General features: G+C 68.4%; 18 protein-coding genes and 2 tRNA genes. 17 read left to right on the top strand and 3 right to left on the bottom strand.

Annotated elements, in window-relative coordinates:
• Positions 1-15 precede the first annotated feature (15 nt).
• From lon to HZF05_RS20570, 3 genes are all read left to right on the top strand, one after another.
• The gene (gene lon / locus HZF05_RS20580; RefSeq protein ID WP_425505652.1) at positions 16-2,358 is read left to right on the top strand and encodes an endopeptidase La; all 2,343 of its coding nucleotides are present in this window, start codon (positions 16-18) and stop codon (positions 2,356-2,358) included.
• 165 nt (positions 2,359-2,523) lie between these two features.
• Positions 2,524-2,796, top strand: coding sequence for an HU family DNA-binding protein (locus HZF05_RS20575; protein WP_160364328.1), 273 nt, complete (start codon positions 2,524-2,526; stop codon positions 2,794-2,796).
• Between the two features lie 169 nt (positions 2,797-2,965).
• Positions 2,966-3,040 (top strand) — tRNA-Val (locus HZF05_RS20570).
• Between the two features lie 14 nt (positions 3,041-3,054).
• Here the strand turns inward: HZF05_RS20570 and HZF05_RS20565 are convergent.
• The gene (locus HZF05_RS20565) at positions 3,055-3,591 is read right to left on the bottom strand and encodes a hypothetical protein (RefSeq protein ID WP_160364327.1); all 537 of its coding nucleotides are present in this window, start codon (positions 3,589-3,591) and stop codon (positions 3,055-3,057) included.
• Positions 3,592-3,858: 267 nt separating this feature from the next.
• On the opposite strand from HZF05_RS20565, the gene HZF05_RS20560 reads away from it, so the two are divergent.
• The 14 genes from HZF05_RS20560 (at position 3,859) to pbpC (ending at position 22,890) form a co-directional block, all read left to right on the top strand.
• Positions 3,859-3,935 (top strand) — tRNA-His (locus tag HZF05_RS20560).
• Between the two features lie 90 nt (positions 3,936-4,025).
• Positions 4,026-5,069, top strand: a complete 1,044-nt coding sequence (locus HZF05_RS20555; protein ID WP_160364326.1) for a Glu/Leu/Phe/Val family dehydrogenase — start codon at positions 4,026-4,028, stop codon at positions 5,067-5,069.
• A gap of 72 nt (positions 5,070-5,141) precedes the next feature.
• A complete protein-coding gene (gene ccmC, locus HZF05_RS20550; RefSeq protein ID WP_160364325.1) occupies positions 5,142-5,861 on the top strand; it encodes a heme ABC transporter permease CcmC in 720 nt (239 codons plus the stop codon).
• The gene (locus HZF05_RS22235; RefSeq protein WP_281367545.1) at positions 5,858-5,986 is read left to right on the top strand and encodes a hypothetical protein; all 129 of its coding nucleotides are present in this window, start codon (positions 5,858-5,860) and stop codon (positions 5,984-5,986) included. The genes ccmC and HZF05_RS22235 overlap by 4 nt, the downstream gene beginning before the upstream one ends.
• A complete protein-coding gene (gene ccmE, locus HZF05_RS20545; protein ID WP_160364324.1) occupies positions 5,983-6,420 on the top strand; it encodes a cytochrome c maturation protein CcmE in 438 nt (145 codons plus the stop codon). The genes HZF05_RS22235 and ccmE overlap by 4 nt, the downstream gene beginning before the upstream one ends.
• Positions 6,421-6,538: 118 nt before the next feature.
• Complete coding sequence (locus HZF05_RS20540; RefSeq protein WP_160364323.1) at positions 6,539-8,476, top strand: heme lyase CcmF/NrfE family subunit; 1,938 nt, start codon at positions 6,539-6,541, stop codon at positions 8,474-8,476.
• Positions 8,473-9,012: a DsbE family thiol:disulfide interchange protein gene (locus HZF05_RS20535; protein WP_160364322.1), complete on the top strand. Its 540-nt coding sequence runs from the start codon at positions 8,473-8,475 to the stop codon at positions 9,010-9,012. The genes HZF05_RS20540 and HZF05_RS20535 overlap by 4 nt, the downstream gene beginning before the upstream one ends.
• Positions 9,009-9,416, top strand: a complete 408-nt coding sequence (locus tag HZF05_RS20530; RefSeq protein WP_343046934.1) for a cytochrome c-type biogenesis protein — start codon at positions 9,009-9,011, stop codon at positions 9,414-9,416. Before HZF05_RS20535 ends, HZF05_RS20530 begins: the two co-directional genes overlap by 4 nt.
• Entirely contained in the window at positions 9,413-10,066 is a 654-nt protein-coding gene (locus HZF05_RS20525) for a tetratricopeptide repeat protein (RefSeq protein ID WP_160364321.1), read from the top strand. The genes HZF05_RS20530 and HZF05_RS20525 overlap by 4 nt, the downstream gene beginning before the upstream one ends.
• Positions 10,067-10,213: 147 nt before the next feature.
• The gene (locus HZF05_RS20520) at positions 10,214-12,166 is read left to right on the top strand and encodes a potassium transporter Kup (protein WP_160364320.1); all 1,953 of its coding nucleotides are present in this window, start codon (positions 10,214-10,216) and stop codon (positions 12,164-12,166) included.
• A 74-nt stretch (positions 12,167-12,240) separates the two neighbouring features.
• Positions 12,241-13,314 carry a DUF2336 domain-containing protein gene (locus HZF05_RS20515; RefSeq protein ID WP_160364319.1) on the top strand — a complete coding sequence of 358 codons (1,074 nt, stop codon included), beginning with the start codon at positions 12,241-12,243 and terminating at the stop codon, positions 13,312-13,314.
• On the top strand, positions 13,314-14,687 hold the full coding sequence (locus HZF05_RS20510; RefSeq protein WP_160364318.1) for a sensor histidine kinase: 1,374 nt from the start codon (positions 13,314-13,316) through the stop codon (positions 14,685-14,687). The genes HZF05_RS20515 and HZF05_RS20510 overlap by 1 nt, the downstream gene beginning before the upstream one ends.
• 96 nt (positions 14,688-14,783) lie before the next feature.
• Complete coding sequence (locus tag HZF05_RS20505) at positions 14,784-20,498, top strand: alpha-2-macroglobulin family protein (RefSeq protein WP_160364317.1); 5,715 nt, start codon at positions 14,784-14,786, stop codon at positions 20,496-20,498.
• A 322-nt stretch (positions 20,499-20,820) separates the two neighbouring features.
• Positions 20,821-22,890, top strand: a complete 2,070-nt coding sequence (gene pbpC / locus HZF05_RS20500; protein ID WP_160364556.1) for a penicillin-binding protein 1C — start codon at positions 20,821-20,823, stop codon at positions 22,888-22,890.
• An 11-nt stretch (positions 22,891-22,901) separates the two neighbouring features.
• Here pbpC and HZF05_RS20495 read toward each other — a convergent pair whose 3' ends face one another.
• Both HZF05_RS20495 and HZF05_RS20490 read right to left on the bottom strand, forming a co-directional pair.
• Positions 22,902-23,588: a zf-HC2 domain-containing protein gene (locus HZF05_RS20495; RefSeq protein WP_160364316.1), complete on the bottom strand. Its 687-nt coding sequence runs from the start codon at positions 23,586-23,588 to the stop codon at positions 22,902-22,904.
• Positions 23,589-23,591: 3 nt separating this feature from the next.
• A complete protein-coding gene (locus HZF05_RS20490; protein WP_160364315.1) occupies positions 23,592-24,122 on the bottom strand; it encodes an RNA polymerase sigma factor in 531 nt (176 codons plus the stop codon).
• Between the last annotated feature and the right edge of the window lie 23 nt (positions 24,123-24,145).

Raw genomic sequence — 24,145 nt, 5'->3', positions numbered from 1 at the left:
GTCGTCTTCCCGCACATGATCGTGCCGCTGTTCGTCGGCCGCGAGAAATCGGTCGCGGCGCTCGAGGCGGCGATGGCCGCCGACAAGAACATCTTCCTGGTGGCGCAGCTCGATCCGGCCGAGGACGATCCCGATCGCACGGCGCTCTACGATCTCGGCGTCGTCGCCACCGTGCTGCAGCTTCTCAAGCTGCCCGATGGCACCGTGCGCGTGCTCGTCGAGGGCAAGCAGCGCGCGACGCTGGAGTCGCTGGAGGAGGGCGAGCTCAAGCTGCTCACCGCCACCATCACCCTGCTGGACGATCCCGAGGAGACCGACAGCCCCGAGGCGCAGGCGCTGATGCGCTCGGTGCTCGACCAGTTCGACAATTACGCCAAGCTCAACAAGAAGCTGCCGGCCGAGACCTCGACGCAGCTTGCGCAGGTCGATACCGCCGCCAAGCTCTCCGACATGGTCGCCGCCAACATCGCGGTGAAGGTCGCCGACAAGCAGGCGCTGCTCACCGAGGGCGATCCGCTCAAGCGGCTTGAGATGGCCTTCGCCTTCATGGAGGGCGAGCTCGGCGTGCTGAAGGTCGAGAAGAAGATTCGCAGCCGCGTGAAGCGCCAGATGGAGAAGACCCAGCGCGAATATTATCTCAACGAGCAGCTCAAGGCGATCCAGCGCGAGCTCGGCGCCGAGGGCGACGACGAGAGCAACGAGATCGCCGAGCTGACGCAGAAGATCGCGACGCTCAAGCTCTCGAAGGAAGCCCGCACCAAGGCCACCGCCGAGATCAAGAAGCTCAAGACGATGGCGCCGATGTCGGCCGAGGCCACCGTCGTGCGCAACTATCTCGACGTGCTGCTTGGCCTGCCGTGGGGCAAGAAGAGCAAGGTCAAGAAGGACATCGCCGCCGCCCAGGCGATCCTCGACGAGGATCATTACGCGCTGGAGAAGGTGAAGGAGCGCATCGTCGAATATCTCGCGGTGCAGGCGCGCACCAACAAGCTGAAGGGGCCGATCCTGTGCCTCGTCGGCCCGCCGGGCGTGGGCAAGACCAGCCTCGGCAAGAGCATCGCCAAGGCGACCGGGCGCGAGTTCATCCGCCAGTCCTTGGGCGGCGTGCGCGACGAGGCCGAGATCAGGGGCCACCGCCGCACGTACATCGGCTCGATGCCGGGCAAGATCGTCAACAACCTCAAGCGCGCCGGCACCAGCAACCCGCTGTTCCTGCTCGACGAGATCGACAAGCTCGGCCAGGATTTCCGCGGCGACCCGGCCTCGGCGCTGCTCGAGGTGCTTGACCCGGAGCAGAACAGCAAGTTCCAGGATCATTATCTGGAGATCGACATCGATCTTTCGGACGTGATGTTCGTGTGCACCGCGAACAGCTTGAACCTGCCGCAGCCGCTGCTCGATCGCATGGAGATCATCCGGCTCGAAGGCTATACCGAACAGGAGAAGCTGGAGATCGCCAAGGCGCATCTCGTCAAGAAGCAGGTGGAGGCGCATGGCCTGAAGGACGGTGAGTTCACGCTCACCGACGAGGGCCTGACCGACCTGATCCGCTATTACACGCGGGAGGCCGGCGTCCGCACGCTGGAGCGCGAGATCGCGCGGCTGGCGCGCAAGGCGCTGCGCCGCATCCTGGAGAAGAAGACGGAGGCCGTGACGGTCGATGCCGCCAACCTCGCCGAGTTCGCAGGCGTACGGAAGTATCGCTACGGCGTCTCCGATACCGAGGACCAGATTGGCGCGGTGACCGGCCTCGCCTGGACCGAGGTGGGCGGCGAGCTGCTCACCATCGAGGCGGTGACGGTGCCCGGCAAGGGCGCGGTGCAGACCACCGGCAAGCTCGGCGACGTGATGAAGGAATCGGTGCAGGCCGCCTGGTCCTTCGTCAAGGCGCGTGCGCCGGCCTATGGCGTGCGGCCCAGCCTGTTCCAGCGCAAGGACGTCCATATCCACCTGCCGGAAGGCGCGGTACCGAAGGATGGCCCATCCGCCGGTATCGGTCTTGCGACAGCCATCATCTCGACGCTGACCGGCGTCGCGGTGCGTAAGGACGTAGCGATGACCGGCGAGGTAACGCTGCGCGGCCGTGTGCTGCCCATCGGCGGTCTCAAGGAGAAGCTGCTGGCGGCATTGCGCGGTGGCATCCGCACGGTGCTGATCCCGGCCGAGAACGAGAAGGATCTTGCCGAGATCCCGGCCTCGATCACCAATGGACTGGAGATCGTGCCGGTCAGCCACCTCGATGAGGTGCTGGCGCGCGCGCTGGCCTCGCCGATCGATCCGATCGAATGGACCGAAGCGGATGAACTGGCGGCAACGATTCGCCCCGAATCGGCCGGTGAACAGGCGATTCGCCACTGAATCCAAACTGAATCCAACGGTTCATCGCATGCGGGGGCGGGTCGTATTGACTCGCCCCTTTTTTGCGCCCCTCTTCTGCAACAAGGCCGCACAGGTCGTGCGGCCGGACAGTTCCACGCGGGCGCTTGATAATGCCCGGGCATGAGGACAGGGGGTTTTGGAAGGATGAACAAGCAGGAGCTTATCGGTGCGGTCGCTGAGTCCGCCGGCCTGACGCGCGCGGATGCGAGCAAGGCGGTGGAGAGCGTGTTCGACAGCATCTCGGCCGCGCTGAAGAAGGGCGACGAAGTCCGCCTCGTCGGTTTCGGCACCTTCTCGGTCAGCAAGCGCAAGGCCTCCACCGGCCGCAACCCGCGCACCGGCGAGCCGATGTCGATCGCGGCGTCCAGCCAGCCGAAGTTCAAGGCCGGCAAGGGCCTGAAGGATTCGGTCAACTAAAGGCAAGGAATGCGGCGGTCGCTTCGGGGGAGCGGCCGCCATTTCTTTCTACGGCTCCATTCTGGTGTGGACAGCACGCCCAAGGCGCGCTAACCGCGCCGCCTCGACGGAGCATCGCCCGTCGCGCCGGAACGAGGCCTAGCCTCTTCAAGCCCGGCAACCCGGACGTGGGCGCGTAGCTCAGCGGTAGAGCACACCCTTCACACGGGTGGGGTCACAGGTTCAATCCCTGTCGCGCCCACCACGTCCGCTCATCCCTTACGGCACTCCGACGACATCCGAGGGCTGCTCGGGATAATCGTGGAGCAGGGCGTTGCTCAGGTCCGCAGCGACCTTCTGATCCGCGCCGGACGGTCGCACCGTGACGGCGGCTCCTTTCCAGACGATCGCAGGATCGCCGCGCTTGCGGATCACCAGTTCGATGCGGGTGCGCTGGAGGGCGACCACCTGGGAGCGGCCGGTCGACAGGGGGACAACCACACCCGTGCCGACCACACTGACGGACGCATCGCCCTTGCTCTTGCCGTACCCGGTGCCGACATCGGCGCGGTCCAGCGTCAGCTCGGCCTGGTACGCGCTGTGGCCGGTCGGATCGAGGACGGTGAAGCCCTTGTCGGTCAGCGTTTCCACCGCTGCAGCCACGAACGTGTTGAGCGCGGGATCGTAGTCGCCGTCCGCCGTCTTCGGCGAAATGACGATCGTGCCGCCGGCCGGGGCCGTGGCGGCCGACGCCGGGCTCGCCAGCGACACGAGGGCCAGCGAAGCGGCCGCGATCAATCCCGAATATCTGCCCATAGATGCTCCAACAGCGCTGAAAGAGTGTTCGAGCCCGATAGATAGTGCGTCGGCCTGAACTTCATATGGATCATGCTTCCGGATTCGCGCCGGGTAGCGGACCGCTCGCCCGCCGGTCACTTCGCTACAATCCAGCCCGCCCTCGCGAACGAATCTGTTGCGTTCGACGGCAATTCTATTATCGGTGCGCGTCCCGACGGACGCGCCTTGACGCGGCTCGGCGGGCACCCCTATGGCCGCGCCCACGCTGCCATGGACGGCTTAGTGGCGATCGTAGCTCAGTTGGTTAGAGCGCCGGTTTGTGGTACCGGAGGTCGCGGGTTCAAGACCCGTCGATCGCCCCACCGTCCTCCTCATCGCAGCGCACGTTCGGGGGCGGGTCGGCCGGCTTCCCCGGATCTGCCCTGTTCCAGACCGGCCGCGAGGTGATCGCCATGGCCCCCTGGGACTATCCCGATTTCGACGAGCATGAAGGCGTCCATTTCTTCCGGGACGCGGCCTCGGGGCTCAGCGCGATCATCGCCATTCACTCGACCCATCTCGGGCCGGCTGCGGGCGGTTGCCGCTACTGGGGCTACGTCAAGAGCGCGGAGGCCGTCACCGACGCGCTGCGCCTGTCGCGCGGCATGAGCTACAAGAACGCGATGGCGGGCCTGCCGATGGGCGGCGGCAAGGCGGTGATCCTCGCCGATCCGGCGGTGCCGAAGTCACCCGAGTTGCTGGCGGCGTTCGGCCGCTCGGTCGAGGCGCTGGGCGGCCGTTATGTCACTGCCGAGGATGTCGGCATCTCGGATGCGGACATGGTCGAGGTCTCGAAGCAGACGAAGCACGTCTCCGGCCTGCCGGTGGCGGGCGGGGCTGCGGGCGGCGATCCCGGCCCGTTCACCGCGCACGGCGTCTATCTGGGCGTCAAGGCGGCGGTGCGCAGGGCGTTGAAGCGCGAGGAGATGGCCGGCGTGCATGTCGCCATCCAGGGCGTCGGCAGCGTCGGCGGTGGGCTGGCGAGGCTGTTGGCGAAGGACGGCGCGAAGCTGACGCTCGCCGACGTCAACGCCGATCGTGCCAAGGCGCTGGCCGCCGAGCTGGGTGGCGAAGCCGTGCCCGCCGACGCGATCCTGACGATCGAGGCGGACGTGATCAGCCCTTGTGCGCTGGGCGCGATACTGACCGCCGAGAGCATCGCCGCGTTGCGCGCGCCGGTGGTGGCGGGCGGCGCCAACAACCAGCTCGCGACGCCGGACGACGGCTGGCGCATCCACGCGCGCGGCATCACCTACGCGCCGGACTATGTGATCAACGCGGGCGGCATCATCAATGTCGGCCTCGAATATCTCGGGCAGGGCGACCGCGCCGAAGTGGAGAAGCGTATCGCCGAGATTCCCGGCCGCCTCGAAACGATCTGGCGAGAAAGTGCAACGAGCAGCGAGCCGGCCTCGATCGTGGCGGACCGCATGGCGCAGAAGCTGATCGGGCGGTGATCGTCGGGAAGCGGGCTTGCACCAAAGCCCGCTTCCCCCCGCGCGCGCGTCATCGTAGAGCGTCCGCCACCGATGCATATCTTCGCCAACCCCGTCCGTTTCCTGCAGCTCGCGCGCCCGCTCACCGGATGGTGCGGCTGGATCGGTGCGGTGCTGGTCGTTGCGGGATTGGGCGCCGGCCTGTTCCTCACCCCGCCCGATTACCTGCAGGGCGAGACGGTGCGGATCATGTATCTCCATGTGCCGAGCGCATGGCTGGGCATGGCGGGGTGGGGCGGCATCGCCGTTGCCTCGATCATGGAGCTTGTGTGGCGGCATCCGCTCGCGGGCATCGCCGCACGCGCGGTGGCTCTACCGGGCGCCGTCTTCACCGGCATCTGCCTCGCCACCGGATCGATCTGGGGCCGCCCGACCTGGGGGACCTGGTGGGAGTGGGACGGGCGGCTGACCTCGATGCTCGTCCTGCTGTTCGTTTACATCGCCTATATCGCGCTGGCCGAGGCCGAGGCGGATCGCGGCGGGCAGGGGCGGATCGCGGCGATCTTCGGAATCGTCGGCGTCGTCAACCTGCCGATCATCCACTTCTCGGTCTTGTGGTGGCGCACGCTGCATCAGGGCGAGAGCATCGGGATCACCGGCTCCTCCATCGCCGGATCGATCCTGTGGCCGTTGCCGGTGGCGCTCGTCGGCTTCACCCTGTTGTTCGTGAGTATCGTGCTGATGCGGATGCGCGCGATGCTCGCCCGCCAGAAAGTCGAGGCGCGGCTGCGGCGGATGGGGACCGAGCCATGAGCCAATGGCCGTTCGTGATCGCCGCCTACGTGCTGGCCGGCGTGGCGACGCTGGCGCTGGCGCTGGCCAGCTTCGTGCAGATGCGCAAGGCCGAGCGCGCCGCAGAGGCTCTGAAACGCCGGTGAAAGCCAAGAACCAACGCCTCGTGCTGGCGCTACTGGCGCTTGTCGCGCTGGTCGGCGCGGTGCTGCTCGGCATGTCCGCGCTCAAAGACCAGGCCTCCTATTTCTACAGCCCGAGCGATGCGGTGCGCGATCACGTCGAGCTCGGCCGTACGGTGCGGCTGGGCGGCATGGTGGAGAAAGGCTCGCTCCGCCGCGAGCCGGACGGCGTGACCATCGACTTCCGCGTCACCGACGGCGCCGCAACCGTCACCGCGCGCTATACCGGCATCGTGCCGGACCTGTTTCGCGAAGGATCGGGCGTGGTGGCGGAGGGGCGCTTCACCGCGCCGGGCCGGTTCGCCGCTGACACGATCCTCGCCAAGCATGACGAGAATTACAAACCGCCCGAACTCGCCGGCAACGGCATGCACGAGACCGGGAGTTTGAAGCGGTGAAGGTGGTCCACCCGCATCGTGCTCCGGCGAAGGCCGGAGCGCTGGGAAGGAGGCGCCGCGTCTCCGCCGACAACGCTCAGGCCTTCGCCGGAGCACAGATAGGTTTGGAGATTCGCCCGTGATCGCCGAGGCTGGCCTCGCGGCGCTGTGGATCGCGGCCATGCTGGCGGCGTTGCAGGCGTTTCTCGGGCTCGGATCGCTGAAGGCGGGCGGCGAGGAGCTGCTGCGCGCCGTTCGCCCCGTGGCGGTGGCGCAGGCGGTGATGACGCTCGGCGCCTTCGCGGCTTTGATGTGGCTGTTCTATTCCACCGATCTCTCGGTGGAGCTCGTCGCCGAAGACAGCGCATCCACCGTTCCCACCCTCTACCGCATCGCCGGGACATGGGGGAACCACGAGGGCTCGATGCTGCTCTGGGTCACGATCCTCGCGATCGCGGGCGCGGCGGTGGCTTTGCTTGAGCGGCGCCTGCCGGAGCGGACACTGGCCGCCACCATCGCCGCGCAGGGGGTGATCGCGCTCGGCTTCTTCGCCTTCCTGCTCTTCTCGTCCAACCCCTTCGCGCGGCTCGACATCGCGCCGGCCGAGGGCAACGGCTTCAACCCGCTGCTGCAGGATCCCGGCCTCGCCTTCCATCCGCCGACCCTCTACGTCGGCTATGTCGGGCTGTCGGTGGCCTTCTCCTTCGCGGTCGGCGCGCTGCTGACGCGCGATGTCGGCCCGGCTTTCGCTAAGGCGATGCGGCCATGGGTGCTGGGCGCGTGGGTGTTCCTGACGCTCGGCATCACGGCGGGCAGCTACTGGGCCTATTACGAACTCGGCTGGGGCGGCTGGTGGTTCTGGGACCCGACCGAGAACGCTTCGCTCATGCCGTGGCTGGCGGCGACCGCCTTGCTTCATTCGGTGACGGTACTCGCCACCCGCGACGGGCTGCGCGCGTGGACGGTGATGCTGGCGGTGGTCGCCTTCTCGATGAGCATGGTGGGCACCTTCCTGGTGCGCTCCGGTATCCTCACCTCGGTGCACGCCTTCGCGCTCGATCCGAAGCGCGGCGCCTTCATCCTGGTGCTGCTGGCGCTCTATATCGGTGGCGCGCTGGCGCTGTTCGGCGCGCGGATCGCGACGGTGGCGGAGGGTAACCGCTTCGACCCGGTGAGCCGCGAGGGCGCGCTGGTGATCAACAACCTGCTGCTGTCGGTGATCCTCGCGCTGGTGCTGATCGGCACGCTCTATCCGCTCGCCGCCGAGAGCATGACCGGCGAGAAACTCTCGGTCGGCCCGCCTTATTTCAACGCCACCGCCGGGCCGCTGGCGCTGATCCTCGTCGCGGTGATGGCGGCCGGGCCGGCGATGCGCTGGCGGCGGGATGAGATCGTGGCGGTGGCGAGGCGGATTGCGATCCCGGCGGCGCTGACGGTGATCGCGCTGGTCGCGATATTGTTGTTGGCGCCGGGCCTCCGTATCCTGCCGCTGCTCGGACTGACGCTGGCGGCAGGGGTCGCGGCGGCGAGCGTGGCGCCGTTGTGGAAGCGCAACCTGCGCCGCACGCCGCTCTTCACCTGGGGCATGGTGATGGCGCATCTCGGGGCCGCGGTGAGCCTCGCCGGCATGGCTTCTGAGAGCGCGTTCACCAAGGAGACGCTGATCGCGGCGCGGCCGGGCGAGACCGTCTCGGTCGGCCCCTATGCGATCCGGTTCGCCGCGGTCGATCCGGTGCCGGGGCAGAATTTCACCGCCGTGCAGGCCACCCTGATCGCGACGCGCGGTTCGGCCGATCCGATCACGCTCACCCCTGCGCAGCGCACCTTCGACAATCCGCCGCAGACGACCAGCGAAAGCGCCATCGCGACGCGTTGGGACGGGCAGCTCTACACGGTGGTCGGTGAGCCGGTGCCGGGCGGGCGCTGGCAGTTGCGCCTGTGGTGGAAACCGTTCGTAACCTTGATCTGGCTGGGCGGCGCGCTGATCGCGATCGGCGGCGCGCTGTCGCTGCTCGGCCGCTCGCTGCCACGCCGCAAGGTAGTGGCCGAATCCACCGGTTTCGCGAGGTTCGGATGAGCCTGCGGACGATCCGCATCCTGCTCTGGCTGCCGCTGGTCGGCTTCCTGATCGTGCTCGGCCTGGTCTTCACCGGCCTGATCAGGCCGCACGACGCCAGCATCCGTTCGCAGATGGTCGGCAGGCCATTGCCGGCCTTCTCCTTGCCGAGCACGCGCCCTCGCCAGCCGCCGCTGACGTCGGCCAGCTTCGCGGACGGCAAGGTGCGGCTGGTCAACATCTTCGCGAGCTGGTGCGTGCCCTGCGTCGTCGAGATGCCGCAGCTGGCGCAGCTCAAGCAGGCGGGCGTCGCGATCGAAGGGATCGCCAGCCGCGATACGCCGGCCGACAGCCTCGCCTTCCTCCAGCGCAACGGCGATCCCTACGATCGGATCGGCGACGACAAGACCTCCGCCGCCCAGATTGCGATCGGTTCGTCGGGCGTGCCGGAAACCTATGTGGTGGACGGCAAGGGCGTCATCCGCGCCCAGCATATCGGCCCGATCCAGCCGCAGGACGTCGCCGACATCCTCGCCGCCGTGAGGGATGCGCAGTGAAGCGGGTGATCGCTCTCACGCTGATCCTCGCGCCCACCGTTTCGTGGGCCGATCCCACCATGGCGCCCGAACCGCTCTCCTACACGCAGCTTCCCGATCCGGCTCAGGAGGCGGCGGCGCAGGCGCTGATGCAGACGATCCGCTGCGTGGTCTGCCAGGGTCAGTCGATCGCCGATTCGGATGCCGATCTCGCCGGAGACATGCGCGCGCTCGTCCGCCAGAAGATTGCGGCAGGGGAAAAGCCCGAAGCGATACGCGCATGGCTGATCCAGCGTTACGGCCGCTGGGTGAGCTACAGGCCGCCGGTCGATGCGGTGACGTGGCCGCTATGGGCGGCGCCGATCCTGCTGCTTGCGGTCGGCGGACTGCTTGCCCGATCGGCGTTCCGGAGGCGGCGGACGTGATCGGCTGGCTGATTTTCCTCCTGCTCGCGCTCGTGGTGCTCGGCCTGCTGACCTGGCCCATGCGGCTCGCGCGGCCGGCGCTGATGCTAGTTGGGGCGGCGCTGTTCACGGCCGCCGCAGGCTATGCCTGGCAGGGCAGCCCCGGCCTGACAGGCGCGCCCTCGGCAGCGGCCGAACGGCCGTTGCGCCCCGATTCGCTGTTCGCTGCCGAACGGATGCGTTTCCTCAATCATTATGGAGAGACCGGCATCGCGCTCGGCACGGCCGATGCCTTCAACCGCATGGGCGAGGACGAGGGGGCCGCCTGGCTATTGCGCAATGCCATCGTCAAGCGCCCGAACGACGCCGACCTGCGCGTCGGTTACGCTCATGCGCTGTTCGTGCTGGCGAAGGGGCATGTCACGCCGGCGGTGACGCTCGCGTTCGATCGGGCGGATGCCGTCGCCAAGCCCGGAAACCCGGCGCCTGCTTATTTCCGGGGGCTCGCCTATCTCGAAGGCGGCGATCTCGATGAGGCCCAGCAGGTCTGGCGATCGCTTCGCGCCGCGCTTCCGGCGGCGTCGCCCTGGATCAAGCCGATGGAGGAGCGGATCGCGCTGGTCGATATTCTCCGCCAGCGGGCAACGATGGGCGCCCAGCCCGCGCCGTGACGGAACGGCCGCTCATGCACGGCGTTGCAGCACGGGCGGGTGGGTGCTAGGGCGACAGCCCATCAGCCGGATCGGGGGACCCGGCGCGTGGCGGGGAATGGTTCTTGTGATTTTCCGACGTCATCGCCTCCATCCGATGACCAGCCGATGAACGACCCGCAGGATACGGCTCTTCCGCCGAAACCCGGCGACGAATCGCTCATCCCGCAGGAGCATGAGGGTCATGCGGGCGAAAGCCTGCTGAAGCTCGCCGTCGGCGCGATCGGCGTGGTGTTCGGCGATATCGGCACCAGCCCGATCTACGCCTTCCGCGAGACCTTCGCCGGCCACCACAAGCTGATGCCCGATACCGGCCATGTGATGGGTGTGCTCAGCCTCATCTTCTGGTCGATGATGGTGGTGGTGACACTGAAATACGTCTCCATCATCATGCGCGCGGACAACAAGGGCGAGGGCGGCAGCCTCGCGCTGCTGGCGCTGGTGTCGCGCTCGCTCAAGGGCGAGAAGCGCTGGACCAAGGGGCTGGTGCTGCTCGGCGTGTTCGCCACCGCGCTCTTCTTCGGCGATTCGATGATCACCCCGGCCATCTCGGTGCTGTCGGCGGTGGAAGGCCTCACCGTCGTCGAGAGCGGTATGGGCGAGTTCGTCATCCCGATCGCGATCGGCATCCTGATCGGCCTGTTCATGCTCCAGGCGCGCGGCACCGCGCGGATCGGCGTGCTGTTCGGCCCGATCATGCTGCTATACTTCGCGGTGCTGGCGGTGCTGGGCATCGTCAACCTTGTCGCCAAGCCCGGCGTGCTGTGGGCGATCAACCCGATCTACGCCCTCGAATTCTTCGCGATCCAGCCGCTCCACGCCTTCCTCGCCATGGGCTCGGTGGTGCTGGCGGTGACCGGCGCCGAGGCGCTCTACGCCGACATGGGCCATTTCGGGCGCGAGCCGATCCGGCTGTCCTGGCTGGTCTTCGTGCTGCCGGCGCTGATGCTCAACTATATGGGGCAGGGGGCGATGATCCTCTCCGCCACGCCGAATGCGGCGCTGGAGATCATCAAGTCGCCTTTCTTCCTGCTCGCGCCGGACCAGTTCCGCCTGCCGCTGGTGATCCTCGCCACCATGGCGACCGTGATCGCCTCGCAGGCCGTGATCTCGGGCGCCTTCTCCGTCACCCAGCAGGCGATCCAGCTGGGCTTCATCCCGCGCCTGCGCATCACCCATACGTCCGCCGCCGCCGCCGGGCAGATCTACATCCCGGCGATCAACTGGATGCTGATGGTGATGGTGATCCTGCTGGTGCTGGGCTTCAAGACCTCCACCAATCTCGCCGCCGCCTACGGCATCGCGGTGACGGGCGCGATGCTGATCGACACGCTGCTGCTCGCGGTGCTGCTCTTCTCGCTGTGGAAGTGGAACAAGATCGGCGCGGGCGTGCTGATCGCGCTCTTCCTGCTGGTCGATCTCGCCTATTTCTCGGCGAACCTCACCAAGGTGCCGGACGGTGGCTGGTTCCCGTTGCTGATCGGCTTCATCGCCTTCACCCTGCTCACCACCTGGGCGAAGGGCCGCGAGCTGATGCTCAAGCGGCTGAGCGAAGTGGCGATGCCGGTGCAGGTGTTCGTGAAGTCCGCCGCCAATTCGGCCGAGCGCGTGCCCGGCACCGCCGTGTTCATGACGACGGCGCGCGACGGCGTGCCGCATGCACTGCTCCACAACCTCAAGCACAACAAGGTGCTGCACGAGCGCGTGATCCTGCTGACCGTGCGGATCGAGGACGTGCCCTATGTCAGCCAGGCCTATCGCACGCAGGTGAAGGAGTTCGGGCAGGGCTTCTACCGCATGGTCGTCCATTACGGCTTCATGCAGGAGCCGGACGTGCCCGCCGCTCTCTCCAACGTGCAGGGGATCGGCGCGCCGCTGCGCATGATGGACACGAGCTTCTTCCTCGCCCGTCAGACGCTGATCGCCTCCTCACGGCCCGGCATGTGGATCTGGCGCGAGAAGCTCTTCGCCTGGATGCTGAGGAACGCCGAAAGCGCGATGGAATTCTTCAAGCTCCCCTCGAACCGCGTCGTGGAACTGGGCAGCCAGGTCGAGATTTGACGGCGGCTGGCCGGAACGCCCGGCATCGTCCATATTTAGGAAGCCGTTAACCATGTCTCGCTAGGGGTGTTGGCATGACCGTGCCGCAGCCGTCCAACCTGTCCGCGTTTCCGGGCGTCTCCGTATCGGGCGATGCCCTGCTCACCGCCGCGCATGGCGCCGAGGCCTTGCTGGGCGATCGTGTCGCCGCCGCCGGGATCGAGCTTGCCCGCCCGCCCGCCTTCGGCATCGACGACGAGATGCGCGCGCGTGCCGGTCAGCTGATCCACGCTACGATCGACGCCACCGAACGGGCGCTGCGTGCCGCCGAGCCAATGCTCGACGAAGGACCTTCCGGCGAACTGGGCGAGCGCTTCATCGTCGCCGGGTTACTCTCCCGTTCCGGATTAGCGGCCGCCGCCCTGCTGCGGGCGGAAGAACATCGGCTGGCCGCCGCATTGGTGCGGGGTGCGGGCGAGGCCGAGGGACCGGGCGCCCAGCGGCTCGATCCGATCGGCGGAGAGTTCGCAGCCGAGAGCTTCGCTGTCCGTGCCGCCGAGGCCGCGCGCATCGAGCGCACCGGCGATCCGCTGCTGCCGCTGCACGATGTGCCGGCCGAGGATCGCCATGCCCTGTTCTGGCAGGTCGCGGCCTGCCTCGCCGATCGGGCACTGAGCAAGGGCGCCGACGAAAGCGCCTTGCACCGCGCCGCCAGCGCCGCCGTCTCGCGCGGGCTCGCCACCATCGACGATGGCGAGGGGATCGCGCCCGCCGCGATGCGCCTTGCCCACAGCCTCGATGCGGCGCGCCAGCTCGACGATGCGCTGCTGGCCGGGACGCTCGCCGCCGGCCGGGTCTCGAGCCTTGCAGGCATGCTGGCCGTTCGCGTCGGCATCCCATTCGACGATGCCCGCGCCATGCTGACCGACGCCGCCCGCTTCGCCGTGCTGCTGCGCGCCTGCGAGGTGGAGCGCGGCATCGCCGCCGCCATGATTCTGGCGCTGTCGCTGGCGCTCGATCGTGGTTTCGGTACCGATCCGGCTGAGGCGGCTGCGACGCTGGTCGAAGGCTATGGCGCGCTCGGCGTCGAGCGGGCGCGGGGCGAAGTCCGCCGCGCGCGGCTCGAGCCTCATTATCGGGACGCGCTCGCCGCGCTGTCAGGCCGCTGATGCAGGAACAGGACAGCAGCTCCGTTCAAGGCCGCGTCGATGCGGACGGCCGGCTGGTATCGGCAGATCCGGCGCTGGCCGACCTGCATGCCCGCGCCGGCGGCGAGCCAGGAGGCCCGCTTGCCGTGCCGCAGCTCGCGCAGCTGGCGCGCCTCGTGCGCCGTCTCTCGATCCCTGTGTCGCGCGCCGTGCTGGCGGCGGACGGCGAGGACGATCTCGATCTCTGGGTCCGCGCGAAGCCGGACGGCGCCTCGGTCGAGCTGGCGATCGCCGGCTGGACGCATCGTTCAGCGGCCTTCGCTCCGATGCCTGCGCCGCACCACGACCGTGAAGCCGATTTCCTCCGTGCCGAGGCGGACTGGACTTGGGAGACCGATGCGGCTTTGCGCCTTTCGTCGCTGTCTGCGGCGGGCATGGCGGCGTTGTCCGGCGAAGCGTCCGGCCCGGTGCTGGGCGATGCCTTGACCCGGCTGTTCGTGCTGGAAGATGGTCGTGAGGCAGGGCCTCCGCTGCTGGAGGCGCTCGCCAACCAGGCGGGCTTCGAGGATCAATATGTCGTCCTGCGCGGATCGACGCGACGCTTCCGCCTTGCCGGCGTGCCGATCCTGGGATCGGGCGGCGCGCTGACCGGATTCAGGGGCGGGGGCTTCGCTATCGCCGACGAGCCGACGCTGACGCCCGCCGCGCCCAAGCCCGCCAATGACGGCCCGAGCGCCTTCGCGCAACGGCTGGAAACCGCCCTGCGTGGGCCGATCCACCGCATCGTCGCGACTGCCGAACAGATTCGCGAGCAGGAGGATGGCCCGGTCCGCGCCGACTATAACGGCTATGCGGGCGACATCGCCAATGCCGGGCGCCATCTGCTCGGCCTGATCGAGGATCTCGTCGATCTGGAGGCGGTCGAGCGCGCCGATCTGGAGGTCGAGCAGGAGACGCTCGACATGGCTGATCTCGCACGCCGGGCCGGGGGGCTTCTGTCGGTGCGCGCCGATGACAAGGACATGCGGATCGAGCAGCCCGACATCGCCGAAAAGCTGGAGGCGATCGGCGATTTCAAGCGGTCCCTGCAGGTGCTGGTCAATCTCGTCGGCAATGCGGTGCGTTACGGCCCCGAATCGTCGACCGTGCGTGTGTCGATCGAGGCGCGCGGCGCGCACGTGGCGGCGATCGTCGCCGACCAGGGGCGTGGCATCGCGCCGGAGAATCACGAGCTGGTCTTCGCCAAGTTCGAGCGGCTGGGCACGCGTGAGCCGGGATCGGGCCTCGGCCTCTACATTTCCCGCCGGCTCGCCCGCGCGATGGGGGGCGATATCCTGATCGAGAGCGGCGCCGATAAGGGCGCGCGTTTCGTTTTCACACTGCCCGCGAAATAGCGCGCCATTATTTCGTTTCATCGATGAAATGGCACGGTTCGGCGCTGGACGTGCCGATCCGGTTCAGGCATGCTCGCCTCATACAGGGAGATGGGTATGCGGGGCTTGGCTGCACGAGTCGCGGTGGTCCTTCTGGCGCTCGCGCCGGTAACGGCGTCGGGCGACTCACCCGCGACCGTCCTCCAGGCCATCCCCGGCACCGACGGCAATGCGATCGCCCGCTTCACGATGCGCTTTTCGGAAGCGATGGCGCCGCTCGGCGGGGGCGATGCGCCGATCACCATGGAGTGCGCCGTCGACGGCGCGGGGCGGTGGGTCGATCCCACCACCTACGTATGGGAATATAGCCACGCGCTGCCCGGCGACACGACCTGCACGGCCAAGCTCAAGCCCGGCCTCAAGACGCTCTCCGGCCACGACGTGCGCGGAACGCAGAGCTTCACGATCGATACCGGCGGTCCCTATGCCAAGGCAGTGCTCCCGGACGAGGATGGCGGGAACGAGATCGAGGAAGGACAGACCTTCTTCGTCGCCACCAACGGGCCGGTCGATCGCAACTCCGTGGCCTCGGGCGCCTATTGCGCGGTGGACGGGATCGGCGAGCGGATTGCAGTCAACGTGTTGCCGCAGGACGAGGTTGCGCGCGTCTTCACCGGGCTCGGCACCGACTACCGGCTGTCGAGCTTCCTCGATAGCGCCGGCGTGCCCTCGCCGCTTCCCGAGAAGGCCCAGGACAAGACGACCGCGCTCGCCAACGTGGTGGCGCTGCAATGCCGCCGGCCGCTGCCGCCGGGGCGTGACATGGCGCTGGTGTGGGGCGCATCGATCCGCGCGCCGAGCGGAAAGACCGCGGGGATCGACAAGCGCTTCGACTTCACCGTGCGGCAGGAGTTCGCCGCCAAGCTCACCTGCTCGCGCGTAAACGCGGCGTCCGGCTGCGAGCCGGTCGAGCCGGTCAACGTCGAGTTCACCGCCCCGGTGCCGCGCGCGCAGGCGATGGCGGTCAGGCTCGACGTCGGCGGCGGGAGCGTGCTCAAGCCGGTCGACGACAAGGGACACGACGCGACGCTGTCGAGCGTGAAGTTCGCGCCCGTCTTCCCGCCATCGATTACCGCGAAGCTGACGATTCCTGCCGATCTCAAGGACGAGAGTGGCCGGCCCCTATCCAACGCGCGACGCTTCCCGCTGGATGTCGTGATCGCCGAGGCGCCGCCGCTGGTGAAGTTCGCGGCACCCTTCGGCATCCTCGAGGCCAAGCAGGGCGGTGTGCTGCCGGTCACGGTGCGCGGGGTCGAGCCGGGGCTGGGGCAGGCGGTGAGCGCCGTCGCGGGCGGCACCGCGCGGATCGAGGCGGATGACGGCAAGATCGCCGACTGGCTGAGGCGCGTGACGGAAGCGCAGGCCAACCAATATACCGAGGAGGGACCGCAGGGCCACAAGCACAGCGTCAACCACACTGGTGATACCTCGGTGCTGGGCGATGCGCCGGTCAGCCGGATGACGCTGGCACTGCCCGGCCAGGGGCGGCAGTTCGAGGTGGTCGGCGTGCCGCTGAGCAAGCCCGGTTTCTACGTGGTCGAGCTGCAAAGTCCGGTGCTGGGGCAGGCGCTGCTCGGTCGCAAGGCGATCCGCTACGTGAATGCCGCCGCGCTCGTCACCGACATGGCGGTGCACTTCAAATGGGGACGCGGCAATTCGCTCGCCTGGGTGACCTCGCTCGACAGCGGCCTGCCTGTGGCGGGCGCCAGCGTGAAGATCAGCGACAGCTGCACCGGCCAGCAGTTCGCCACGGGCACCACCGGCAGCGACGGCCGGGTCGTCATTCCGGGCGGCCTGCCCGATCCATCCACCTACGGCGGATGCGACAGCGACAGCTCTCACCCGCTCATCGTCTCGGCCCGCAAGGGCGACGATTACAGCTTCGTTCTGACGGACTGGGACCAGGGCATCGCGCCATCGGATTTCGACCAGCCTTTCGGCTATTCCCCGGCCGAGCCGGTCTTCCACACCATCTTCGACCGCACCCTGCTGCGCGCCGGCGAGACGGTGCACATGAAGCATGTCTATCGCGCCCAGACGCCGACCGGCTTCCGCTCGGGCGGCGCGGTCGAGGGCACGCTGACGATGAGCCACGATGGCTCCGGCACGACCTTCGATATCCCGATCAGGCTCCGCGGCGACGGCATCGGCGAGAGCAGCTGGACGCCACCCAAGGGTGCGCCGATGGGCGATTACAGCCTGCAGGTGAAGATCGGCGACAAGACCATCTACACCGGCCAATCGGTCCGCGTCGATGAATATCGCCTGCCGACGATGCGCGCCTCGGTGAGCGGGCCGAAGGAGAAGCAGGTCAATCCGAAGCAGGTACCGATCGACATGTATGTCGGCTATCTCTCGGGGGGCGGGGCGGGCCATGCTCCGATCAAGGTGCGGACCGCTTACGACACGCTCTCCGACAATCCCGACGGGTGGGACGGCTGGACCTTCGGCGGGCAGGCGGTGAAGGAAGGCACCGTTCCGCTCGACCAGGACGACAACGACAACAACGCCCCGCAGCTGCCGAGCGCGACGACGATCCCGCTGGCGCTCGACGCGCACGGCGCGTTGCGGACACCGCTTGACATCCCCAAGCTCCAGCAGGCCGTCAACATGACGGTGGAGATGGATTATCAGGACTCGAACGGCGAGACACTGACCGCCTCCGGTTCGGTGCCGATCTACACCTCCGCCGTGCGCCTCGGCATCAAGCCGGACGGGTGGATGCAGCGCGCGGTGGACTATCGGCTGCAGGTCGCGGCGCTCGATCTCAAGGGCAATCCGATCCGTGGCCAGCACGTCAGGATCGCGCTCTATACACGCGAGATATTGTCGGCGCGGCGGCGGCTGATCGGCGGCTTCTACGCCTTCGACAATACGGCGAAGACGACCAGGCTCGACGTCGATTGCTCGGGGACGACAGACGACAAGGGGCTGGCGACGTGCAAGCTCGATCCCGGCGTCTCGGGCGAGGTGATCGCGGTCGCCACCACCACCGACGCCGACGGCAACGAGGCGCGCGCCGTCACCTCAACCTATCTGGCGGGCGACGATGACTGGTGGTTCGGCGGCGACAATGGCGACCGGATGGACATCGTCGCCGACCAGAAGAGCTACCATGTCGGCGACGTCGCGCATGTGCAGGTGCGCATGCCGTTCCGCACCGCCACCGCGCTGGTGACCGTGGAACGCGAGGGCGTGATGTCGTCTTTCGTCACCACGCTCTCGGGCAAGGACCCGGTGGTGAACGTGCCGCTGGAGGGCAGCTATGCGCCCGACGTCTTCATCTCGGTGGAGGCGGTGCGCGGGCGGATATCGGGCTGGCGGCTGTGGCTCGCCGATCTGGCCCGCAAGTGGCATCTGCCGTTCTTCAGCCGGGAGGGCGCATCGCCCACCGCGTTGGTCGACCTCGCCAAGCCCAGCTACCGGATCGGCATGACCAAGGTTCAGGTCGGCTGGGAAGGGCATGAGCTCCACGTCGCGATGCGCGCCGATCGCGCGACCTACCATATCCGCGATCGCGCCAGGGTGGCGGTGCAGGTGCTCGGGCCGGACGGCAAGGCGCCGAAGGAGGCCGAAATCGCCTTCGCGGCGGTGGACGAGGCGCTGCTCCAGCTCTCGCCCAACGACAGCTGGAACATCCTCGGCGCGATGATGGGCGATCGGCCGCTCTCCGTGCTGACCTCCACCGCGCAGATGCAGGTGGTCGGCAAGCGGCATTACGGCCGCAAGGCGGTGGCCTCGGGTGGCGGCGGGGGCGGGGACATGTCCGCGCTCACTCGCGCCGATTTCCGGCCGGTCCTGCTGTGGCGGGGCCGGGTGAAGCTCGATGCCAATGGCCGCGCCGCGCTGGTCGTGCCGCTGGCGGACTCGCTTTCGGCCTACAAGCTGGTCGCGGTGGCGACGGCGGGGGGCGAACTGTTCGGCACCGGTGCGACCGAGATCCGCACCACGCAGGATCTGCAGATCTTCTCGGGCATCCCGCCGCTGGTGCGCTCCGGCGATTTCTACGGCGCGACCTTCACGCTGAGGAATGGCTCGGACAAGCCGATGATGGTGACGGCCAATGTCGACGTCCAGCCCGCCATCGCCCACGGTCATCCACTGACCGTGACGATCCCGGCGGGCGGCGCGATGCCGGTGACGTGGCGCCTGACAGCCCCCGAGTATCTCTCCTCGCTGCGCTGGACGGTGACGGCCAAGTCGGCGGACGGCCGCGCGGGCGACCGGATGCAGGTGGACGAGCAGGTGATCCCGGCCGTGCCGGAGGAGACTTGGGCCGCCACCTTCCTGCACATCGGCGATGGCTCTCAGGTGCCGGTGACGATGCCCGCTGGCGCGCTGCCGGGCCGGGGCGGGATCGAGGTGGCGCTGACCTCCTCGCCGGCCGCTCCGCTTTCGGGTGTGCGGGCCTACATGCTGGCCTATCCGTTCGGCTGCTTCGAGCAACGGCTCTCCAAGGCCGTCTCGCTCGACGATCGCGCGGCGTGGACGCAGCAGATGGCCGACCTGCCGACCTACCTATCCGACAACGGCCTTCTGCGTTACTGGCCCGACCAGAATCAGACCGGCTCGATCGCGCTCTCGGCCTATGCGCTGTCGATGACGGCGGAGGCTGGGCTGGCCTGGCCCGAGGACGGCAAGGCCAAGGTAATGGATGCGCTGCGCGGCGTCGTCGACGGGCGCATCACCGAGGAGGGCGAGGGGCCGTCCGACAAGCGGCTGCTGCGCTTGGCCGCCTTGGCGGCGCTGGCGCGGAACGGGGCCTCGACCACGGCGATGCTGGGTCAGGTGGCGATTCCCGTCACCGACATGCCGACCGCCACGCTCGCCGACTGGCTGGTGACGCTCGACAAGACGCCGGGCGCCGATCCCAAACTCAAGGCGCAGGCCGAGCAGACGCTGCGCTCGCGCATCGTCTATGAGGGCACGCGGCTCGATCTTGTCGACAAGCAATTGGCGCCCTGGTGGATGATGATCTCGGACGACGAGATGGCGATCAAGGCGCTGATGGCGGTCACCGGCCGGCCGGGCTGGGAACAGGATGCGCCGAAGATGATGATCGGCGTCTCGCTGCGCCAGATGCGCGGCCATTGGGACACGACGCCCGCCAATGCCTGGGGCACGGTGGCGGTGCGCCGCTTTGCCGCCGCCTATCCGGGTACGGCGACGGGCGTGACGACGGCGAAGCTGGGCGGCCAGACGATGAGCCGCACCTGGCCGCAACCGACGCCGATGTTCCTGCGTGCGCCCTCCGGCCCGGCCTCGCTCTTGCTCTCGCATTCGAGCCAGCCGGGGCCGTGGGCGACCGTCTCGGTGAAGGCGGCGGTGCCGCTGACTGCGCCGGCCTTCGCGGGCTATCGGGTGAAGCGCGAGGTGTTCTTCGTCGAGCGCAAGGACCCGCATCGCCTGAGCCGCGGCGACGTGCTGCGCGTGCGGCTGACGGTGGACGCACCGGTCGACCGGACGTGGGTGGTGATCGAGGATCCGATCCCGGCGGGTGCGTCGATCGTCAGCGGCGAGGGTGGGCAGTCGCAGATATTGGCGGGCGAGGCCAATGCGGGCGGCATCGCATGGCCCGGCTATGTCGAGCGCGGGCTGGATGCGTGGCGCGGCTATTTCGCGTGGCTGCCCAAGGGGCAGATGACGACGGAATATGTGGTACGTGTGAACGGCGCCGGTCGCTTCCTGCTGCCGCCGACACGGGTGGAGGCGATGTATTCGCCCGAAATCCACGCCGAACTGCCGAACCGTCCGCTGGCGGTGGCGCCGTGAACGCCTGCCACAGGCAAGCCGTTCGTCCTGAGCGAAGTCGAAGGACGGGCCACAGGCGCGCCGCTTGCAGCACGCACTTCGACTTCGCTCAGTGCGAACGGGGGAAAGGGAGATCCGTTCGGGCTGAGCCTGTCGAAGCCCCGTCCTTCCTTCGTCCGCCGTTCGAAGAAGAAGGGCAGCCCCCTTCGGCTGGCTGGCAAAGCCAGCCGCTCAGGACAGGCTTCGACAAGCTCAGGGCGAACGGGGTTTTCTAGTGGAGAAGCTGCGCTCCGCCTTGGCTTGGCTCCGCCGTCGGCCGCTGGTGTGGCTTTTGGCGGTGGCGATGCTGCCGGTGGGGATCAGTCTTTGGTGCCTTCCGCCCTCGATGCCGTCCTACGCCGCGACCCGCTCGGCATGGCGCCCCAGCGAGGCGTGGCTGCGTGATCGCAACGGGCGTCTGCTGGAGACCGTCCGCATCAATTTCCAGGTCCGGCGGCTCGACTGGGTTCCGCTTGATCACATTTCGCCGGCATTGCAGCAGGCGGTGATCGCGTCGGAGGACAAGCGCTTTGCTGCGCACAATGGCGTCGACTGGCACGGCCTCGCCGGCTCCGCATGGGCGGCGCTGCACGGGCATTCCGCGCGCGGTGCCAGCACCATCACCATGCAGCTCGCCGGCTTCCTCGCGTCCCAGCTCGACGCGCCCGGAGCGCGTTCCTTCCGCGACAAACTGCGCCAGATCCGCGCCGCGCGCGCGATCGAGGCGCATTGGAGCAAGGACCAGATCCTCGAAGCCTATCTCAACCTCGCCAGCTTCCGGGGCGAGACGCAGGGCGTCGCCGCCGCCACCCGGTCGCTGTTCGGCAAGGCGCCCGATACGCTGGGGCAGGACGATGCCTTGCTGATGGCGGCGCTGCTGCCCTCGCCGCAGGCCGATCCGATCACCGTCGCGCGTCGCGCCTGCCGGCTGGGCAAGGTCGGTGATTGTGACACGATGATCGCCGAGGCAGAGGCGATGACCGGCGCTACCCGCCGCCTCGCCGACGATCCCGGCCTCGCGCCGCACCTCGCCTACGATCTGCTGCGGGCACCCGGCGAGACGGTGAGGTCCACGCTCGATCTCAACGTGCAGGCGATGGCCACCAGCGCGCTGCGTCGCCAGTTGCTCGGCCTCGGTGGCGACCGTGCGCGGGACGGGGCGGTGGTGGTGGTCGACAACGCCAGCGGGGACGTGCTGGCTTATGTCGGCGGCGTTTCGGGCGGCAATTCCACCGCGCCTGCGGTCGACAATGCCGATGCCTATCGGCAGGCCGGATCGACGCTCAAGCCCTTCCTCTACGGGCAGGCGATCGAGCGCGGCTTCCTCACCCCGGCGTCGATCCTTGATGACTCGCCGGTGCAGCTCGACACCGCCTCGGGCCTCTACGTGCCCAAGGATTACGACCACGATTTCAAGGGGCCGGTGAGCGTGCGTACCGCACTCGCAGGGTCGCTCAACGTGCCGGCGGTGCGCGCGCTGCTGCTCGACGGGGTCGAGGATTTTCGCGATCGGCTGTGGGACATGGGCTATCGCGGGCTCACCGAGGACGGCGACTATTACGGCTATTCGCTGGCGCTGGGATCGGCCGAGGTGACGCTGCTCGAACAGGCGCAGGCCTATCGCGCGCTGGAGGATGGCGGGCGGGTGCTGCCGCTGCGCCTGCGCGCCGACGATCCGACGGGCGAGCGGCGCGCCGTGATGTCGCCCGCCGCCGCCTGGATGGTGGCCGACATGATGTCGGACCCGGATGCGCGTGCCGTCACCTTCGGTGTGGACAGCGCGCTTCGGCTCCCTTTCTGGGCGGCGGCGAAGACGGGCACCTCCAAGGCGATGCGCGACAATTGGTGCATCGGCTTCTCGGATCGCTTCACCGTCGCGGTGTGGGTCGGCAATGCCGAGGGCGACAGCATGACGCGGGTTTCCGGGACCAGCGGCGCGGCGCCCGTCTGGCGCGAGGTGATGCTGGCGCTGCATCGCGATCGTCCGGGCGCTCAACCGAGGATGCCTATGGGGATCGAGCGCCGCACAGTGCGGTTCTCGGATGGTGTCGAGCCGTCGCGCAGCGAATATTTCCTCGGGCGCACCGGCCAGTCCGATCTGATAGAAGCGCCCGCTGCCGCCCGCCGTCCGCGCATCGTCAATCCGGTGTCCGGCGCGGTCTATGCGCTCGATCCCGATATCCCGATCGATCGACAGCGTATCCGGCTGGCAGCGACTGGGGCCGTTTCGGGTGAGCATCTGCGGATGGACGCGCAGGATCTCGGCCCTGCCGACGACAGCCCGATGGTGCTGCCCGGGCCCGGCGGGCATCATCTGCTGCTGGTCGATACCTCCGGCAAGGTGATCGACCGCGCCTTCTTCACCGTTCGATAGATGAGGGGCCGCTAGTGCCAGCTGGCGGCGATCGCCTTGCGCTCGCCCGCCGCGTCGAGCGGATCGCCCGCGATCATCGTGGCGACGACCTTGGCACTGGCCGCGTCGCCGCCCGCCATGCGGTAGTCGCCGCGCTGCCCATCGACCGGCGCGGCATAGCGCAGCTGCCAGCCGCCGCCCGTCTTGCACGCCACCCCGCCGATATATTGCGCGACGAAGCTGCGGCACAACTCCCCGTCATGATCCTTGAAGCTGAGCGCGACGTTGACCGTGCCGAGATCGCCCGACGTCTGCCGGTCGAGCGCCTGCGCCACGGGAGCCGACAACGCCAGAGCCCCGGCGCGATCGGGAACACCGAGTGGGGCGTTGCTGTGCCCGGCCAGCACGCCGACCAGCAGGCTCGCCGCCACTGCGCCGGGCCAGGCCCAGCCGCGCCAGTTGCGTTTGGACTCGGTTGCCTGCGCGCGCTCCTCGCGCACCGCCGCGAGCGAGACGACCTGCGCCGGCTTGCGTCGGGGCAGGGGAACGGGATCGTCGAGCAGCGGCGTGAAGGCGGCGGCGAAACGCGCGCGGATGCGGCGGTGGCGATCGGCGATGACGGTGAGCGCCGGATCGGCGGCGACGGCCGCCTCCACCTCGGCCGCTTCCTCGGGCGTCAGTTCGCCGTCGATCCAGGCGATGATCCTCGTTTCATCCATCGCTCAATCCTCCAGCATCGCGGCCAGCGCCTGTCGGCCGCGCACGAGGCGGCTGGTCAGCGTGCCTATCGGTACTTCCAGCAGTTCGGCGGCTTCCGCATAGGCCAGCCCTTCGATCATCACCAGCGCCACCGCCTCGCGCTGCTCGTCGGGCAGGCGATCCATGGCGCGCATCAGGAAATGCAATTCGGCGCGGCCCTCCGCCTCGCCCGATACGCCGACCGTCTCGCCCAGTTCCTCCGGCGCCAGTACGGCATCGCGGCGCTGGCGGCTGCGGCCGGTGTCGATCCACAGGTTGCGCATGATCCGGTAGGTCCAGGCCTGAAGGCTGGTGCCCGGCTGCCACTGGTCGCGCGCTTTCAGCGCCCGCTCGGCGGTCTGTTGCGTCAGGTCGTCCGCGTCGGCGGTGTCGCGCGCCAGCCCGTGCGCGAAGCGGCGCAGGCGGGGAAGCAACGCCGCCAGCGCGGTCTCGAAATCGTCCAAGGGCTTGTTTCTCCGGCATGGGGATGAAACGACGGCATGCGCTCGTTTCATCCATCGGACAGCGAAAAAAGGAA

It is taken from the genome of Sphingomonas chungangi (assembly GCF_013778325.1).
GTDB lineage: Bacteria > Pseudomonadota > Alphaproteobacteria > Sphingomonadales > Sphingomonadaceae > Solisphingomonas > Solisphingomonas chungangi.
The sequence above is the reverse complement of the archived record's forward strand: the minus strand, read 5'-3'. Positions and strand labels throughout refer to the sequence as shown.

Coding starts and splice junctions, on each gene's coding strand:
- lon (WP_425505652.1), top strand. CDS start 16: ATGATCGTGCCGCTGTTCGTCGGCCGCGAGAAATCGGTCGCGGCGCTC.
- HZF05_RS20575 (WP_160364328.1), top strand. CDS start 2,524: ATGAACAAGCAGGAGCTTATCGGTGCGGTCGCTGAGTCCGCCGGCCTG.
- HZF05_RS20565 (WP_160364327.1), bottom strand. CDS start 3,591: ATGGGCAGATATTCGGGATTGATCGCGGCCGCTTCGCTGGCCCTCGTG.
- HZF05_RS20555 (WP_160364326.1), top strand. CDS start 4,026: ATGGCCCCCTGGGACTATCCCGATTTCGACGAGCATGAAGGCGTCCAT.
- ccmC (WP_160364325.1), top strand. CDS start 5,142: ATGCATATCTTCGCCAACCCCGTCCGTTTCCTGCAGCTCGCGCGCCCG.
- HZF05_RS22235 (WP_281367545.1), top strand. CDS start 5,858: ATGAGCCAATGGCCGTTCGTGATCGCCGCCTACGTGCTGGCCGGCGTG.
- HZF05_RS20535 (WP_160364322.1), top strand. CDS start 8,473: ATGAGCCTGCGGACGATCCGCATCCTGCTCTGGCTGCCGCTGGTCGGC.
- HZF05_RS20520 (WP_160364320.1), top strand. CDS start 10,214: ATGAACGACCCGCAGGATACGGCTCTTCCGCCGAAACCCGGCGACGAA.
- HZF05_RS20515 (WP_160364319.1), top strand. CDS start 12,241: ATGACCGTGCCGCAGCCGTCCAACCTGTCCGCGTTTCCGGGCGTCTCC.
- HZF05_RS20510 (WP_160364318.1), top strand. CDS start 13,314: ATGCAGGAACAGGACAGCAGCTCCGTTCAAGGCCGCGTCGATGCGGAC.
- HZF05_RS20505 (WP_160364317.1), top strand. CDS start 14,784: ATGCGGGGCTTGGCTGCACGAGTCGCGGTGGTCCTTCTGGCGCTCGCG.
- pbpC (WP_160364556.1), top strand. CDS start 20,821: ATGCTGCCGGTGGGGATCAGTCTTTGGTGCCTTCCGCCCTCGATGCCG.
- HZF05_RS20495 (WP_160364316.1), bottom strand. CDS start 23,588: ATGGATGAAACGAGGATCATCGCCTGGATCGACGGCGAACTGACGCCC.
- HZF05_RS20490 (WP_160364315.1), bottom strand. CDS start 24,122: ATGAAACGAGCGCATGCCGTCGTTTCATCCCCATGCCGGAGAAACAAG.